This is a genomic window from Carboxylicivirga sp. (genome assembly GCF_982718395.1).
The window spans coordinates 1-16,363 of record NZ_CEXQWX010000136.1; the positions used below are offsets into that span (position 1 = coordinate 1).

14 protein-coding genes are annotated in these 16,363 nt (G+C 35.8%); 6 read left to right on the forward strand and 8 right to left on the reverse strand.

Features of this window, described 5'->3' with window-relative positions; all coding sequences use genetic code 11:
- Together prmA and AC4MRQ_RS19555 are read right to left on the reverse strand one after the other, a co-directional pair.
- Positions 1-580, reverse strand: a 580-nt coding sequence (gene prmA, locus AC4MRQ_RS19550) for a 50S ribosomal protein L11 methyltransferase (RefSeq protein ID WP_491199397.1), incomplete at its 3' end; no start/stop codon positions are given.
- Positions 581-688: 108 nt separating this feature from the next.
- Complete coding sequence (locus AC4MRQ_RS19555) at positions 689-1,375, reverse strand: TapB family protein (protein ID WP_491199398.1); 687 nt, start codon at positions 1,373-1,375, stop codon at positions 689-691.
- 146 nt (positions 1,376-1,521) lie between these two features.
- Here AC4MRQ_RS19555 and AC4MRQ_RS19560 point away from each other — a divergent pair, with 146 nt between their 5' ends.
- The 3 genes from AC4MRQ_RS19560 to AC4MRQ_RS19570 are packed head-to-tail and all read left to right on the forward strand — an operon-like array spanning position 1,522 to position 5,860.
- Positions 1,522-3,798 (forward strand): ATP-binding protein, encoded by a 2,277-nt coding sequence (locus tag AC4MRQ_RS19560; RefSeq protein ID WP_491199399.1) that lies wholly within the window; start codon positions 1,522-1,524, stop codon positions 3,796-3,798.
- A 36-nt stretch (positions 3,799-3,834) separates the two neighbouring features.
- Positions 3,835-4,530 carry a 16S rRNA (uracil(1498)-N(3))-methyltransferase gene (locus AC4MRQ_RS19565; protein WP_491199400.1) on the forward strand — a complete coding sequence of 232 codons (696 nt, stop codon included), beginning with the start codon at positions 3,835-3,837 and terminating at the stop codon, positions 4,528-4,530.
- Positions 4,523-5,860 (forward strand): zinc-dependent peptidase, encoded by a 1,338-nt coding sequence (locus AC4MRQ_RS19570; RefSeq protein WP_491199401.1) that lies wholly within the window; start codon positions 4,523-4,525, stop codon positions 5,858-5,860. Before AC4MRQ_RS19565 ends, AC4MRQ_RS19570 begins: the two co-directional genes overlap by 8 nt.
- 5 nt (positions 5,861-5,865) lie before the next feature.
- Here AC4MRQ_RS19570 and AC4MRQ_RS19575 read toward each other — a convergent pair whose 3' ends face one another.
- Both AC4MRQ_RS19575 and AC4MRQ_RS19580 read right to left on the reverse strand, forming a co-directional pair.
- On the reverse strand, positions 5,866-6,264 hold the full coding sequence (locus AC4MRQ_RS19575) for an RrF2 family transcriptional regulator (RefSeq protein WP_491199402.1): 399 nt from the start codon (positions 6,262-6,264) through the stop codon (positions 5,866-5,868).
- 103 nt (positions 6,265-6,367) lie between these two features.
- Positions 6,368-8,014 (reverse strand): diphosphate--fructose-6-phosphate 1-phosphotransferase, encoded by a 1,647-nt coding sequence (locus AC4MRQ_RS19580; RefSeq protein ID WP_491199403.1) that lies wholly within the window; start codon positions 8,012-8,014, stop codon positions 6,368-6,370.
- A 317-nt stretch (positions 8,015-8,331) separates the two neighbouring features.
- Here AC4MRQ_RS19580 and AC4MRQ_RS19585 point away from each other — a divergent pair, with 317 nt between their 5' ends.
- Positions 8,332-9,549: a 6-phosphofructokinase gene (locus tag AC4MRQ_RS19585; RefSeq protein ID WP_491199404.1), complete on the forward strand. Its 1,218-nt coding sequence runs from the start codon at positions 8,332-8,334 to the stop codon at positions 9,547-9,549.
- A gap of 97 nt (positions 9,550-9,646) precedes the next feature.
- Positions 9,647-10,642: a glycosyltransferase family 2 protein gene (locus tag AC4MRQ_RS19590; protein WP_491199405.1), complete on the forward strand. Its 996-nt coding sequence runs from the start codon at positions 9,647-9,649 to the stop codon at positions 10,640-10,642.
- Here the strand turns inward: AC4MRQ_RS19590 and AC4MRQ_RS19595 are convergent.
- Both AC4MRQ_RS19595 and AC4MRQ_RS19600 read right to left on the reverse strand, forming a co-directional pair.
- Complete coding sequence (locus tag AC4MRQ_RS19595; protein ID WP_491199406.1) at positions 10,639-10,845, reverse strand: hypothetical protein; 207 nt, start codon at positions 10,843-10,845, stop codon at positions 10,639-10,641. The two genes, AC4MRQ_RS19590 and AC4MRQ_RS19595, sit on opposite strands and share 4 nt — an antisense overlap.
- A gap of 60 nt (positions 10,846-10,905) precedes the next feature.
- Positions 10,906-11,499, reverse strand: coding sequence for an RNA polymerase sigma factor (locus AC4MRQ_RS19600; RefSeq protein ID WP_491199407.1), 594 nt, complete (start codon positions 11,497-11,499; stop codon positions 10,906-10,908).
- A gap of 375 nt (positions 11,500-11,874) precedes the next feature.
- Between AC4MRQ_RS19600 and uvrA the strand changes: the two genes are divergently transcribed.
- Positions 11,875-14,679 (forward strand): excinuclease ABC subunit UvrA, encoded by a 2,805-nt coding sequence (uvrA, locus tag AC4MRQ_RS19605; protein WP_491199408.1) that lies wholly within the window; start codon positions 11,875-11,877, stop codon positions 14,677-14,679.
- A 32-nt stretch (positions 14,680-14,711) separates the two neighbouring features.
- Here the strand turns inward: uvrA and AC4MRQ_RS19610 are convergent, their stop codons facing one another.
- Both AC4MRQ_RS19610 and AC4MRQ_RS19615 read right to left on the reverse strand, forming a co-directional pair.
- Positions 14,712-15,158, reverse strand: a complete 447-nt coding sequence (locus AC4MRQ_RS19610) for a hypothetical protein (protein ID WP_491199409.1) — start codon at positions 15,156-15,158, stop codon at positions 14,712-14,714.
- Between the two features lie 17 nt (positions 15,159-15,175).
- Positions 15,176-16,099 carry a hypothetical protein gene (locus tag AC4MRQ_RS19615; RefSeq protein ID WP_491199410.1) on the reverse strand — a complete coding sequence of 308 codons (924 nt, stop codon included), beginning with the start codon at positions 16,097-16,099 and terminating at the stop codon, positions 15,176-15,178.
- Positions 16,100-16,363: the final 264 nt, after the last annotated feature.

A 16,363-nucleotide genomic window follows, 5' to 3' on the forward strand; every position in this document is an offset into this window, starting at 1 on the left:
TCATGTTATTAATGTTATTGAGCTCAATACTTTCAATAGCATTATTATAAGCCCATTCATCAATATCAATCCCTGTAACCTGGGCTGCTCCTTTCATCGAGCATAGCATCCCTAAAATACCGGTTCCGCATCCCATATCCAACACCTTTAAACCGCCAAAATCATGTTCCAGAATCTGACGTACCATCAGGCTGGTTGTTTCATGATGCCCTGTTCCAAATGCCATTCGTGGATTGATAACAATTTCATATTTACACTGATGATCAACCTGGTGAAATGAGCTTCGAATCATACATTGCTTATCGATAATAATTGGATGAAAGTAGTTTTCTTCCCATACTTTGTTCCAGTTTTGATCTGCAATCTCTTCACTTTTAAATGTCAGCTTCACTCCCTCAATCGGACTGCTGAGTTGCGATAAATCAACCTGTTCAAACAAATTGCAAGGAATGTATGCGTTAAACCCATTATCGGTTTCTTCAAAACTATCAAATCCCATATCGCCCATCTGTGCCATTACTATTTCGTTTGTCACCTGATCAATTGGGCTCACCTTTACCTCAACCTTTGTATAATCCATCTTGATATTTTTTTGACAAAAGTATTTAAAAGATTTACTATATGACACAATGAATCGGATGAGATTCTTTTCCCATCAAACATTATTTTCGACCATTTCTTTTGTCAATTATGGCTTAATAAACTTTGTCAGTTCACTGTAACCGGTCAGCTTGCCTTTTCTAAGTGTTTCGCTTCTCACAACGCCAACACCTTCGGCATACCATTCAACAGAGCTAATAGTCATCGTTATAATTGATTTGGTAACGATATCCTGCGAGATTTTAACACAATCAAATGTTCCTGCAGGTGTGGTTAACTGCTCTTCTCCTTCAACTTTTCGGTTAATGATACTCACCAACATCCTAATTGGCATAGGGCCGCCAATTACTTCCATTTCAATTTTTCCGTCTTTCAATTTTTGTCCTGCAGTATAAGATGATGGTATGTCCATCTCATCCATCGACAACTTAACTTCCATATCGCTATAAGCTTCCATCTGCTTTTGATCCAGATATCCGTTCATATCAATATAGAACGTTCCGCCTTCGCATCTGAAAGTCATATCATTCTCAAAGGTTACATCATTTGACTTTGGATCAATCACCTTTTGATGCATGGAGAATATACTATTGTCACCAGTATGTTCAACCTCTGTTATTTCCTGACTTATTATCCCCTCAACTTTACCTTTCTTATTGTAATTGGTTAATTCAGTTTTAGTGCCTTTGTCATAAGGAATATAGGCTCTGCAATTTTGTGCATAAGTAAAACTTACCTGCGCCAATAAGAGTGTGCTAATGATCAATAATTTCATAATAATATGGTTTAAATTTGATTATCAGTCACGCAAGTTATGACATATTTATCAAGACGTAAACAGGCTTTTATTCAAGTCATTAATCCCATTAGTATTTTTAATTTCTTTCTGTATCTTTAAGTTACTAAAACAACCCATATCTGATGACTTTATTTATTAAACAAGTTATTGGTAAATGTTTTCTTTTACTGTTAATCGTTCTTTTAGGAGTTCAATCAAAAGCTGATAACCTGAAAGAGGTGGTTATTCTTAACTCGTATCACAGCGGCTTCAAATGGACTGCTGACATTAACAATGCCATTTCTGAGTATTTTCATCATGATCAGACTACACGTTTGTTTTGTGAATATATGGATAGCAAACGTTTTTATTCAGAAGCCTACATCAATACATTACGTGATCAGTACTACCTGAAATATCACGATCATCAGGTGGATGGTGTCATTTGTTCAGACAATCATGCTTTCGATTTCTTTTTAAAGTACGGAAAAGACATATGGGGCGATGTGCCTGCTGTTTTTTGTGGTGTCAATGATATTAATGAACAACTTCACCTTATTGACACAACCAAGCACGCAATAGTTTATGAATTAATTGATATAAGCGGAACCATACAACTAATTGAAGAACTGCAGGCTGATATTGAAGAGATTATTGTCATTTCAGATAAAACACTATCCGGTAATATTTTTGTAAATCAATTTATTACCGCATTTGAAAGTGAAGAACGTTCCTATACTTATCGCATTATTAATAGCACCAATCCTGCAACGTTAAAGAATACTCTGGCTCAGATTCCTGTTAATAACAGGGCTATTTACCTTTTAAGTTTATACACTGAACGCAATGGTATTCCTAATGAGATGATGCTTGAAAGCAAATATTTTTTTGATGAGATTTATATTCCAATATATAGTAATTGGGACTTTTTATTTCCGAATCTCATTGTGGGTGGTAAAGTGTTAAAAGCTGCAGAACAAGGGCAAATATCGGCCAGACTAATGGGTGATATATTGAATAGCAGAAAAATACAAGTGCATAATCATCCAACTAATCACACCATCATTGATTTCCTTCAGTTACAAAAGCATCAATTAGATCTTATTAACATTGATGATGTTGCAGAAATCATTAATCAAGAGAATCTCTTTATAAAAACCTATAAAAAAGAATTAATCATCATTCTCTCCATTCTAATAGTTTTTGTTTCTATTATTCTGGTTCTTATTGGTGATATTATTAAGCGTAAAAGAATCGAGATTAATTATATCGATAGTGAAAAACGGCTCGAATTAGCAATAAAAGGAGCCAACGAAGGACTTTGGGATATTGACCTTGTTAACCAAAACATATACATCAGTGAACAATTTGCCAGGTTACTAGGCTACGATTCTGCCTCTGAAATAGACTTTAAGCTGGATAACTGGCACGAATATGTTTTACCGCAAGATATTGAACAGGTAAAAGAAGCCTACTACACACACAAAGATGGCAATGCAGATGTTTTCCAATGTGAGTCTCGTTTAATAAAAAAGGACAAAAGCGCTGCCTGGTTCTCTATTCATGGCAAAATAACAGCAAGCACAAATGGAGTACCTACACGAATAACTGGTATCATCCTTAATATAAATGACCAAAAAGCATTTGAAACGGAATTAAAAAAAGCAAAAGAGAAGGCTGAAGAGAGTGATCGACTGAAATCTTCTTTCCTGGCAAATATGTCACACGAAATCAGAACACCAATGAATGCAATTCTTGGTTTTACCGATTTATTGATTTACAGTCAACTAAACCCAAGCGAACAACATGAGTATCTGAACCTTATTAAGAGAAGTGGCGAGAACCTGTTAACATTGATCAATGATATTATTGATATTAGTAAAATTGAATCTGGTGAATTGAAGATAGTCGAAGACAAAATTAATCTTCACGACATGGTTAAAGAAGTACATAGCGTTGGGCTAAGCTTATGCAATAACCTACAGAAACAAATCGAATTTAAAATAAAGAAACCTCTTGACGAAAGCCCTTTATACATATATACCGATCCTTTGCGCATATATCAGATTCTACTTAATCTGGTTTCGAATGCCATAAAGTTTACTGAGAAAGGATTTATCGAAGTGGGATATGAAGTTAACGAAGAACAACAGTTGCTGATCTCAGTAAAAGACACCGGGCCTGGTATTCCTGATAAAGATAAAGCAATCATATTTGAACGATTCAGGCAAATTGATGAATCTACTATAAAAAAACATGGAGGAACAGGATTAGGCCTATCGATTACAAAAAGTCTTGTTCAATTAATGAAAGGTGAAATTCGGGTAGAATCACAAATATCGAAGGGTGCAGAATTTATAGTCAAGATTCCTGTTCGGATATTTGAGCGTAAAAATTCACTGCAAACTAAATCACCTTAAGAAAGAGCTTTATCTTTACAGCAAAAGAATTTCAATATGGAGCTATTCTTCGACCCTGAATTTATTGGTGAAGGCCGATTAAATGAAACTGAAAGCAAGCATTGCATTAACGTTTTGCGTCATAAAGCGGGTGATACTATTGTTGTAGCGAATGGCAAAGGTAAATATTTCACTTGCCAGATTTTAGATGCTCATCCTAAAAAGTGTGAGTTAAAACAGGTAGAAACTAAAACGTTTCCTCCTCATCCTTTTAAAATTCATTTGGCTGTTGCGCCAACTAAAAGTAACGACCGTTTTGAATGGATGATAGAAAAAGCTATGGAACTTGGCATTGATGAAATTACGCCTCTTTTATGTCAGCACTCAGAACGAAAAAAGGTTAGAACAGATCGTATTGAACGTGTTGTGATAGCAGCAATGAAACAATCTTTAAAGGCATATATGCCAAAAATTAATGAGTTAACACCTTTTGAAACCTTTTTGAACCACGCACATACCTCACAAGGATTTATCGCACATTGCCATGAGTCTGATAAAACACCTTTAAAACAGGCTTATACAGTCGGAACTGATTGTGTTCTTTGCATTGGTCCGGAAGGCGATTTTTCAGAAAACGAGGTTGAGTTGGCCACTAAAACACACTTTGAAACCATATCACTTGGTAATAGTCGTTTAAGAACCGAAACCGCCGGTGTTATTGCTTGTCACACTATCCATTTGTTAAATGAGTAAAGAATCTATTTACGTCATCCTCATATTTTTGGGAGGTATGGCTGTTGCCATACTTGTTATTGCTAATGAGTACTTAAAATTTAAGCGTTCTCACACGTTAAGTTTAAGAGTCGCTCAGCAATCGCCTAAATGGAATAAGATCAAGCAAATTCTGGAGGATAATTTCATTTACTATAAAAAATTACCCGATAACCTTAAGGCTGAATTTATATTACGAGTACTTCAGTTTATGAAGCATCGAAATTGGGTTTCATCAAATGCTCCCAGACTTAGCTTACATAAGAAAACTTTGATTTCGGCTTCGGCTATTCAACTAACATTTGGATTAGACAATGTAAGGTTTGCACGTTTTAAAACTATATTAGTGCATGAAGATGCATATTATAACAGGCTAACGCGTCGATATCATCGCGGAGAAGTTAATCAGGCCGGATTGATCATACTTTCATGGAAATACTTTGAGCAAGGTTATGCCGATCATACAGATAAAGTTAATTTGGGTCTGCACGAAATGGCTCACGCCTTGGATCTTGATTTGTTCTTAACGCAAGGACGGCGCTATAATGTACACCGGCTCATGGATAAGTTTAGACAGTCTGCTTTTGAGGAGATTGTAAAAATGAGAAATGGTAATAGCAATTTTCTTCGAAATTATGGATCAACCAATACTAAAGAATTCTTCTCGGTTGCCGTTGAGCATTTTTTCGAAGCGCCTGAAACTTTTAGATCAAAGCTACCTGAATTATACCTCGAATTATGCCAGCTTCTAAATCAGGATCCTGCCAATAAAGTTTTTAGAGGATTTAAATCTCCTCATAATGTGCAATACAAAAATGAATTAGATCTTACTCACACTCGCTATTCTGAACCTCTGATTTCGCTTAAACCTAATGCTTATTTGCTCATTCCTTTTGCCTCTTACACCTTATTATTTGGATTAACGCTTCCTGTAATAAATACTTTATACACATCTCTCCCATTCGTTATCATTGGCTCCTGGAGTGCAATCTATTTGATATCACTTTTCCTTTCTTATAATATAAAAGGAAAGATGCTGATCATTAAGCATGAACATCTAATCACAAAGAATCATGTACTTAATAACCAATTGAATACAATTCACCTTAAAAACATTGTTAATATCAGCTTCACATATATGCTGACTTATTATCGAACTAGCATCTCTTTTTTTGAAGGTGAAGAAATTAAAACGAAATCTGTATCCCTATATTTCTCACCTAATAAAATAAAAAAGCTGGAGCGAATACTACTCCAGCAAAACATTAAAATTAAGCACAATAACAAATGGCTTAAAAAGGAAAACTCATGATGAAATTACAGGTATTCATTCAGAAAGTGGCTTTCCATATATTCTTTAAATTCTTTGGTCATATTACGTGATAAGTCGCCTAACATGCAAGCACCAATGATACATGATCGTTTATCACCCGGACAAGATTGAATGGCTACTTTTCCTTCAATTGCTTCATAAATCATCAATAAAGAAATTTCCGTTGGCTCTTGCTTCAATACAAATCCACCACTTGGCCCTCTATTTGATGCAACAAAATCCTCCTTGGCCAGTCGTTGCATCACTTTCGCCACGTGGTGCTTAGAACTATCAATAGCCTCAGATATTTGATTGACATTAAGCTTTTTATCGCTACGTGCAATTAAAACCATTGAATGTAAAGCTATGGAAGCTGCTTCGGAAAGTGTTACAATTTTCGACATGATTCTTATAAAAAGGAAATTGAATACTTAAATAACTATTTGCGCAAAAATATATAAAAAACCCGTAACTACATTAGTTACGGGTTATATTATTAAATCTTACTTATTCTTGTTCAAACTTAAGCGTTTTAGTAGTAATATCACAAACTTCAGATGGTCCAAAATATTGAATTGGGCCAGGATAAACATAGTTAGTGTTGATCGCCCACTCTTCACGGCTTTCAACCAACTTCTGGAACGGAGCTCCATTAAGTTGTACCAATGCTTTTTGAATTACTGGCTTCATTTCACCGTGACGCTTTTCCATATTCATCATCATGGTAACAGGTACTCCCCCGGCAATCCATTCTGTTGATGGAGCTGTTAAGTTACGTACTGATGCCATGTAACCAGTTTTTCCTTCGCCAATTAACATCGAAGCGGTGTTACCTAATGAATAACAGTAATCAGCATCGAAGTTTGAAGGAGCAGCACAACGACCTTCGTAGCCAAAGAAATGAGGCTGACCTTTGAATTTACCTTTAAATTCACCAGCTTTCTTCATTTTCTTCAACTTAGCCTTCACCATGTCGATTAGCATTTTTTCCGTTTCAATCAACGAAACCTGCACATTACCGTGTGGATCGCGATCAAGCATCAACTGATTAGCAATTGAGTTAGGTAATGAAACAAATACCTCACGAGATTCTTCTGAAATACGTTTAGCTACAAACTCTCGTTTTTCTTTATTTCCTTCCAAGGCGTTAACAGCTTCTTCATTATGAGCTAAGAAGTCATTTAATTCAGCTATCAACTTTTTCATTGCCGGAATAAATTCAACAAGACCTTCCGGTATTAATACAGTACCAAAGTTATCACCATTTTCAGCACGCTTCGCAACAATATTTGCAATGTAACTAACAACATCATCCAATGTTTGCTGCTTTGCTTCAACTTCTTCAGATACAATCGTTACGTTTGGCTGAGTTTGCAATGCACACTCCAAAGCAATATGTGAAGCCGAACGTCCCATCAACTTAATGAAGTGCCAGTATTTTTTAGCTGAATTAGCATCACGCTGAATATTACCAATTAATTCGCTGTATACTTTGCAGGCTGTATCAAAACCAAATGAAGTTTCAATCATTTCATTTTTAAGGTCACCATCAATTGTTTTTGGCACCCCAATAACCTGAACACCTGCTTCCTTATTTTTGTAGTATTCTGCCAATACACAAGCATTTGTGTTTGAATCATCACCACCAATAATTACCAAAGCAGTAATGTTCAACTCTTTGCAATTCACAAGAGCCTTCTCAAATTGTGCTTCCTCTTCTAATTTTGTACGTCCCGAACCAATAATATCAAAACCACCAGTATTACGGTAATGATCAACAATATCTGCTGTTAACTCAATGTACTGGTTATCTACTAAACCACCAGGTCCACCAAGAAAACCGTACAATTTATTATCTGAATTAAGTTTTTTCAATCCATCATATAGTCCAGAGATTACATTGTGTCCTCCCGGAGCCTGACCACCAGATAAGATTACACCAACATTCTGTGCTGAATACGCTTTATCATCGCCAGGTTCAAAATTTAATACAGGCATCCCGTAAGTATTCGGGAATATCTTTTTTATATCTTCCTGATCAGCTACAGATTCAGTAGCTTTTCCTTCAACAATTTTAACACCACCATTTAACGAAGATGGCATCTTTGGCACATAATTCTCACGTGCAATCTGAAGTGGACTTTTAATCATCATACTGTCTTGTATTGTTTTATACTTTTGAATCCTATCAAAATATGTTTTAAAACATCTTTTAAAAAGATGTGCAAATTTGCCGATATTTTTTCAAAACTGAAAAACTCCTTATAAACAATTTACAATCTTTAACTTATTTAGAGTGAATTTGATTAATATTTCAAACAAGGTGGAGATAATATTAACATATCGATAGCAACTACCCGCTAAGTCATAAAAACATTTAATTTATCGTCATTTTTCCTTAATCAACATTGATTTGCAGCTTTTTAGATAATATCTTGTAGGAACAAACGACATCATTAAACTTCTCAGCTATGATTTTAAAGAAGCACAGTTCCAAAACAATTGCAATTTTAACAGGTGGTGGTGACGTTCCAGGTTTAAATCCTGCTATCAGAGCCATAACTATTCGTGCAACTCGGGAAGGCTTTAAAGTAATAGGTATCAAAAATGGCTGGAAAGGTGTTATATCCATTAACCCACTCCTTCCCTTTGAAGAGCAGGAATATTGTATGATTCTCAATGATCATATAGTCAATCGACTGGGAAGAACAGGAGGTACATTTCTACATTCGAGTCGCACAAAAGCGGATAAAGTACATTTGAACGATATTCCGGATCATTTAAAGTCAATATATAAAGATGAGTTTAATGACTTAACAAAGGAGGCAGTTTCAAACCTAAAATACCTGGGGATTGATTATTTAATTCCAATAGGTGGAGATGACACACTAAGTTACGCTGTTCGCCTTCATCACGAAGGTGTTCGAACAATCGGTATTCCAAAAACAATGGACGGCGATGTACCTGGAACTGAATACTGTATTGGATTTAGCACATGCATTACTCGCACAATTGAACTAACTCATGCTCTTCGAACTTGTGCAGGATCTCATGAACGCTTTCTTGTACTGGAAGTATTTGGCCGCAACGCTGGCTTCTCAGCTCTTTTACCTACCGTAGGTGGTGCTGCTGACCGCTGCATAATACCTGAACACAAAATTAACATTGAGCAGTTAACAGCTCTTATGGTCGAAGATCGAAATAATAATCCCAGTAAGTATGCTGTAGTATTGGTATCTGAAGGGGCAAGCTACGAAGGGGGTAATATTATCTATAGCAGTCAGGAAACTGATGCCTTCGGGCATAAAAAACTAGGTGGAATTGGTGAAGATATCGGACAGCAACTGAAACGGTTATCTCCAAAATTCAATCAGGGAAAAACCATTAATATCATTAACCAGAAATTGGGTTATTTAGTGAGGTCAGGTGAACCGGATGCTCTTGATTCTATTGTACCAACTGCCTATGCTAACCTGGCAATGGACCTGATTATAGAGGGAATGTCTGGTCAAATGGTTTGTATTAACGATGGTAAGTACAATCACATTTCAATTGAAGCTGTTAAAAAAGATGAAAATGGTGAGAGCACTAAGAAGGTGAATGTCAGCAAGTTTTATGACACAAACCGGTACAGACCTATCTATTCTAATATTGTTGGTGATCCTATGTTGATTTTAACAAGAGAATAATGGTTTCTGTTATATATTGATATTGTGTAAGCTTTAACTTTCAATAACCTTTTGAAACACTAATAATTCATATCTTTGCAGCTATAACGAAGCCCACATGCAATTTTCAGTAATTATTCCTATATACAATCGACCAGACGAAATTGTTGAACTTCTTGAGTCTCTCACATTACAATCTGCAAAGTCTGTTTTTGAAGTTATCATTGTTGAAGATGGTTCCTCAACCCCTTGTAAAGATGTAATCGAACCGTATTTTAATCAGCTTGATCTTCATTATTATACGCAAGAAAACCAAGGGCCTGGTCCTGCACGAAATCATGGTGCTTCCAAAGCGAAAGGTGAATACTTGATTTTTTTCGATAGTGATTGTATTATACCATCTAACTATTTTAATCACGTATTAGAACACCTAGATATACAAGCACTTGATTGTTTTGGTGGACCAGATGAATCCCATCCTTTTTTTACGCCTATTCAGAAAGCCATCAGTTATTCAATGACTTCCCCAATTACAACCGGAGGTATCAGAGGTGGAAGCAGGAAGATGGATAAATTTTATCCGCGTAGCTTTAACCTAGGAGTTCGTCAGGAAGTTTTTAAATCAGTTAATGGCTTTAACAATATGCGCTTTGGTGAAGACCTTGATTTAAGCATGAGAATCATGAAAAGCAATTATTCGGTTGGCTTGATAAAGGAAGCGCATGTTTACCACAAACGCCGGACACATTTCAAAGCCTTCTTTAAGCAGGTTTTTAATTCAGGAATAGCTCGAATTGATTTATCATTGCTTCATACCGGCACACTTAAACCAGTTCATATATTGCCATCAGTTTTTACTATAGGCTATCCCCTGTTACTGCTATTTGCAATATTTATCAGTCAATGGTTCTTTTTACCATTTATATTATTTCCAGGTATAATTTTGACTGATGCACTTATACGTACTAAAAATGCCCATGTTGCTATTTTAAGTACATGGGCATCATTAATTCAGTTAACCGGATACGGATCCGGTTTTATTAATGCATTTTGGGTAAGAATTATCAAGAAGAAAGGGGCATTTCATAGTTTTGCCAAATCTTTCTATGACTAGTTAATCATTAATCCTTTTTCTATTCCCAACACTTTAATTGGCTTATATGCACGCGCAAAAGCCTTAATTTTTGACACAATAAATGAATGTGGTACAACATCCACGTTACTAAACAATGCATCGGGTAGCTTGTCGTAAACTGACAACCAATAACCAGCCTCCTCTTCGTTGGCTAAAAAATCGTGAGTAGTTGTTTCGCTCATAGGCACTTTCTTAAATGTTACATAATTAGTAACGTAGTGCATAAGCAAATATTGTATGGTCTACGATAAGGTTAAAGAAATATTTCTTTCTTCAGCCAAACGACGCAAATTCATTAATGCATATCGCATACGACCAAGTGCAGTATTAATACTCACATTTGTTTCTTCCGCAATTTCTTTAAAACTTAAATCGCGATAATGGCGCATTACCACTACCTCTTTTTGATTTTCAGGCAGAAGATTAACCAATTTTCCAACTTCACTCAAAACCTGATCAGTAACCATTCTTTCCTCTACGGAAGCATCCGAAAATTGAGTAGAGTTAAATAAATCGTACTCATAATTATCGTTTGAAATAACCGACTGATTCTTTTGCTTTCGATAATGATCAATAATTAGATTGTGTGCTATACGCATCACCCAGGATGAAAATTTACCATTATCTGAGTAACGACCGTTCTTTAGAGTTCTGATCACGCGGATAAAAGCTTCCTGAAAAATATCTTCAGCTAATTCCTGCTGCTTAACACACATTACAATGTAGGAAAAAATCTTTGCCTTGTGCCGCTCTATTAGTTTATCAATTGAACTACAATTACCGGCAACAAAATCCTTCACAAGTTGCTCATCAGAAAGCACTAATTGCTTTTCCATATTCTTAACTTTTAAACATCTTGTAAAGGTGCTTCGATAGGCGAATATTTTAAAAAATGGTAAATGACTGTTTTCGGTTGTAAAAAAAGTAAAAAAAAAATTAAAAACCAAACAGGATTTTATTTCATTAATCTCAATCCTAAATGCGTCATTAATTAAATAAAACAATCAAACTCACCAAACCAACGCATTTAAACCTTTTCGAGAAGATGAGCAATTGGTAAGAGCTTTTACTTATTGGTCAATTTATAGTATTAATTAGCCAACTCTGAAAGATTTTTGAAAGCACTCCTAATTTCAACTTATTCAATAAAGAATTGTTTCCTTTCTAATTGGCTGTTATTTATCTTTGGTGCCACAAAATAGTACGATCTAATGCAGGAGAAGAATATAACCGTAAAAGGTGCACGGGTTCATAATTTAAAAAATATTGATCTCAAAATCCCACGAAATCAGTTCATTGTAATTACAGGAGTTTCAGGAAGTGGTAAATCTTCCCTGGCTTTTGATACCTTGTATGCTGAAGGGCAAAGACGATATGTTGAAAGCTTAAGTTCTTATGCCCGACAGTTTCTTGGACGACTTGATAAACCAGAAGTTGACTTTATCAAAGGCATTCCACCTGCAATTGCTATTGAGCAAAAGGTTAATACACGTAATCCTCGCTCCACAGTTGGTACTAGCACAGAAATATACGACTATATCAAACTCCTGTTTGCACGAATTGGCAAAACTATTTCACCTGTTAGCGGTCAGGTAGTTAAACGGCACTACACCAGCGACGTAGTTGAATACATTGCTGATATAGGAGCAGGTACCAGGTTGAGTATTTTGGCTCCTATCATTTATTCCGATGACAGAAAATGTACGGAACATCTTGAAATATTATTAAAACAAGGTTTTAGTAGGGTTGAAATTGATGATTCATTCGTTCGAATAGATGAAATACTAGAGAAACAAGACCAAATGTCGACTTCGTGCAAAGAAATTAACCTCGTTATTGATCGACTTTCAGCATCTGACGATGAAGACACCTTAAGCAGGTTGGCTGATTCAGTTCAAACTGCTTTTTACGAAGGTAAAGGTGAGTGTTTTGTAAAAACTTATGGAGAAAATGGCACTTATACAAAATCATTCTCAAACAAATTTGAACTCGATGGTATTGAGTTTGAAATTCCTTCTGAGCATATGTTCACCTTTAACAACCCGGTGGGTGCATGCCCGGAATGTGAAGGTTTTGGTAACGTCATAGGTATTGATGAAGATTTAGTAATTCCTAACAAAAGCTTATCCATATTTGAAGATGCGGTTGCATGTTGGAAGGGTGATAAAATGAAAGCGTGGAAAGACAGGTTAATTCAGAATGCCCATCATTTTGATTTTCCTGTGCATAGTCCGTACTATGAACTAAGTCCTCAACAACGAGAACTTTTATGGACCGGTAACGAATATTTCAGAGGATTGAATCAATTCTTTAAACACGTTGAAGAGAAGCAATATAAGATTCAATACCGGGTAATGCTATCACGTTATCGTGGAAAAACAACATGTCCATCGTGTAAAGGTACCCGCCTGAAAAAAGAAGCCGGCTGGGTCAAAGTTGGACACAAGAGCATACATGAACTTGTAATGATGTCTATAAGCGAGCTTTCTGAGTTCTTTAATAAACTGGAACTTGACATGCATGATGCTAAAGTGTCAAAAAGAATATTAAATGAAATTACAAGCCGCCTGCGATTCCTTTGTAATGTAGGTCTGGGATATTTAACTCTTAACCGATTATCATCAACATTATCAGGTGGAGAAAGCCAACGTATCAACCTAGCCACAAGTCTAGGCAGTAGCCTGGTTGGGTCATTATACATTCTGGACGAACCAAGCATAGGCTTGCATTCGCGTGATACTGAATTATTAATCAATGTTCTTAAAGATTTACAAACAGTGGGAAACACTGTAATTGTAGTTGAACACGATGAAGATATTATTCGGTCAGCAGATACGATAATTGATATAGGTCCATTGGCCGGCCTGCATGGCGGGGAATTAGTTTTTCAGGGAGATTTTAAGCAACTGGAAGCATCAGAACTAAGTTTAACAACTCAATACCTGAACGGTACTAAAGAAATTTCGGTTCCAATTTCCAGACGCCCTCATAACGATTATATCCGAATTACAGGCGCCAACGAAAATAATCTAAAAAATATAACGGCTACTTTTCCACTTAATATTATGACGGTTGTGACTGGTGTTTCTGGAAGTGGAAAGTCATCATTGGTAAAGAAAATTCTGTACCCCGCTCTTAAAAAGCGTATTGGAGGCTATGCGGACAAAACCGGTTCTTTTGATATGCTTGAGGGTAGTGTTAATAAGATAACTGAAATTGAATTTGTTGACCAGAACCCTATTGGAAAAAGTTCTCGTTCAAATCCAGCCACTTACCTGAAAGCTTACGATGAAATCCGGAAATTAATGGCAGATCAACAAGCTGCCAAAAACAATGGTTTTAAGCCTTCGCATTTTTCGTTTAATATTGATGGAGGAAGATGTGATGAGTGCCAGGGAGAAGGAACCATAAAAGTAGAAATGCAATTTATGGCTGACATCGTTCTGCAATGTGAAAGCTGTAAAGGTAAACGTTTTAAGGATGATGTGCTGGAAGTAAAGTATAATGATAAGAATGTATATGACATTCTTGAAATGAGTGTTAACGAAGCCATTACTTTCTTCGAACAAAATAACAAAACTGCAGAAAAGAGAATAATCCGTCGATTAAAACCGTTACAGGCCGTTGGTTTGGGTTACATCAAACTAGGTCAATCGTCAAGCACATTAAGTGGTGGCGAAAGTCAGCGTGTGAAACTGGCATTCTTTCTTTCAAATGAAAAAAGCCAGCCAACCATGTTTATTTTCGACGAACCAACAACGGGCCTCCATTTTCATGATATAAAAAAGCTTCTGGAAGCCTTTTCTGCCCTTATCAAAAAAGGGCATTCTCTTATCATTGTTGAGCACAATATGGACATCATCAAATCAGCAGATTGGATAATTGATTTAGGGCCAGAAGGTGGAAATGAAGGGGGGCATATAGTTTTTGAAGGCACTCCCGAGCAACTAATCGATTGCAAAGAGTCTTATACCGGTACGTATCTTAAACCATATATAAAAAGAGCTCTATCGTAATAGAGCTCTTATATTTTTTTGATTTGATTTGTTTACTTCTTCTTCTTCTTTTTACCAGACTCCAGCCCAAACAGTACAGATACACAACCATTAATTAACTCTTCTGATGGAGGATTTTTCTCCAAAACAGTTAGTTCAACAATCAGCATTTGGGTTGATTCAACTTTAAAATCCCATACTAACCTATAATTGTGTTCCATATTATCGAATAGAACATTTCCTTCTTTATCCAAAATTCTGAAATGAATATCAGGCAATTGCTCTACTTTTGCTATTGCAATCCTATAGTTTTGATCGCTAAAAAAGGTCTTATAAAGTTCGGCCTTTTCACCTTCTTCCAGAACTGTAGCATTGTAATTTCCATCGTGAATATAATCCCCTAACTGCTCTTTACCTACATTACGTGCAAAGTTTATGCATTGTCCGAATAAAGTTGAGCCACTAAGAAGCAGTATCGTCAATAATATAATAATACGCATACCTGGAACTTCAAAAATTAAGAAATGAATTCGGTTCGAATCTCCTCAACTTTCTTCATCAACTCATCAAACACAATTGGAGAAATAACAGCTTCTGATTCAGCTTTAATGGTAGTAACCTTTGTTTCTGCGTTGGTCTCAGCCTCTACATTAGATGTATTAATCTCTACTTTCTCAAAAATCTCATTTAACTCTGAAATACGGTTAAGAATATACTTTACATCTTCATTACTCTCGTATTCTTCCAGTAGATTAATTACCGTATACAAACTAAGCTTTTGATAAATTATACGATCAATCAAACGCTTATTATTCTCTATTGATCCATTGGTTAAGCGAGTTGCTAAATATAAACCTTCAACCCATCCTCCTACAAGCACCATAACAGCGATTGCAGGTCGGTCATTTTCCGTTAAATATGCATTAGAAGACATAAATGTTTCTGATATAATATCAAGCATTACATCCCTGTCATCCATATTTTCTTCCAACTTAACCAAGGTTTCTTCATCAATAGCATCCATAATACCTAATGCATCGGCTAATTTCTTAGCATTCGCCATATACCTGATAGAGCTTTGTGTCTGATCAAACAGGCTGGTATAGCTTAAATCGGCAGAATATATACCCAGATTCAAGGCCATTTGGCGATTAGTTGAGTACTTATCTATATTCGATATTGGATTTAATAAATCATGATTATATGTAGCCCCAGCACGCTTGATTAGCATGGCTGTTTCAAGAGGCGATGGTAAAGAATAAAAAATCAACTTTGACTTTTTGAAATCATCCACTAATTTTCCATCCACATTAACTGATTCAACGATCTCCTGCTCTTCTGCCTTTTGCTTTTTCTGACCTGAATTACAAGCAGTAAACGATAAAACACTAATAGACAAAGCCAAAAAATAAATGGTAGATTTGGTCATTACATTTCTCATAATCAAATAAGATTAGTACTCTATATTTAGTTATAACACTAGTTTCAATCTTGAAAATTAGTATAAAAATATTAAATAAAACGAATTAGCGAAGCATTTGATCAGATAAATATTCATTTGACCTGTAGAACAGGCCAGACAACAAAATGGTTCAGTTTTTTCATGGCCTAATAATAAGCCAGTTATAAAAAAAGTCCTGCTTTAATATTAAAACAGGACCTTTAAAACAATGTTATTATAATTTACTCATATGAAGAGAAATAT

Coding starts and splice junctions, on each gene's coding strand:
- AC4MRQ_RS19570 (WP_491199401.1), top strand. CDS start 4,523: ATGAGTAAAGAATCTATTTACGTCATCCTCATATTTTTGGGAGGTATG.
- AC4MRQ_RS19600 (WP_491199407.1), bottom strand. CDS start 11,499: ATGGAAAAGCAATTAGTGCTTTCTGATGAGCAACTTGTGAAGGATTTT.
- AC4MRQ_RS19610 (WP_491199409.1), bottom strand. CDS start 15,158: ATGCGTATTATTATATTATTGACGATACTGCTTCTTAGTGGCTCAACT.
- AC4MRQ_RS19555 (WP_491199398.1), bottom strand. CDS start 1,375: ATGAAATTATTGATCATTAGCACACTCTTATTGGCGCAGGTAAGTTTT.
- AC4MRQ_RS19615 (WP_491199410.1), bottom strand. CDS start 16,099: ATGAGAAATGTAATGACCAAATCTACCATTTATTTTTTGGCTTTGTCT.
- AC4MRQ_RS19580 (WP_491199403.1), bottom strand. CDS start 8,014: ATGATGATTAAAAGTCCACTTCAGATTGCACGTGAGAATTATGTGCCA.
- AC4MRQ_RS19565 (WP_491199400.1), top strand. CDS start 3,835: ATGGAGCTATTCTTCGACCCTGAATTTATTGGTGAAGGCCGATTAAAT.
- AC4MRQ_RS19595 (WP_491199406.1), bottom strand. CDS start 10,845: ATGAGCGAAACAACTACTCACGATTTTTTAGCCAACGAAGAGGAGGCT.
- AC4MRQ_RS19590 (WP_491199405.1), top strand. CDS start 9,647: ATGCAATTTTCAGTAATTATTCCTATATACAATCGACCAGACGAAATT.
- uvrA (WP_491199408.1), top strand. CDS start 11,875: ATGCAGGAGAAGAATATAACCGTAAAAGGTGCACGGGTTCATAATTTA.
- AC4MRQ_RS19585 (WP_491199404.1), top strand. CDS start 8,332: ATGATTTTAAAGAAGCACAGTTCCAAAACAATTGCAATTTTAACAGGT.
- AC4MRQ_RS19575 (WP_491199402.1), bottom strand. CDS start 6,264: ATGTCGAAAATTGTAACACTTTCCGAAGCAGCTTCCATAGCTTTACAT.
- AC4MRQ_RS19560 (WP_491199399.1), top strand. CDS start 1,522: ATGACTTTATTTATTAAACAAGTTATTGGTAAATGTTTTCTTTTACTG.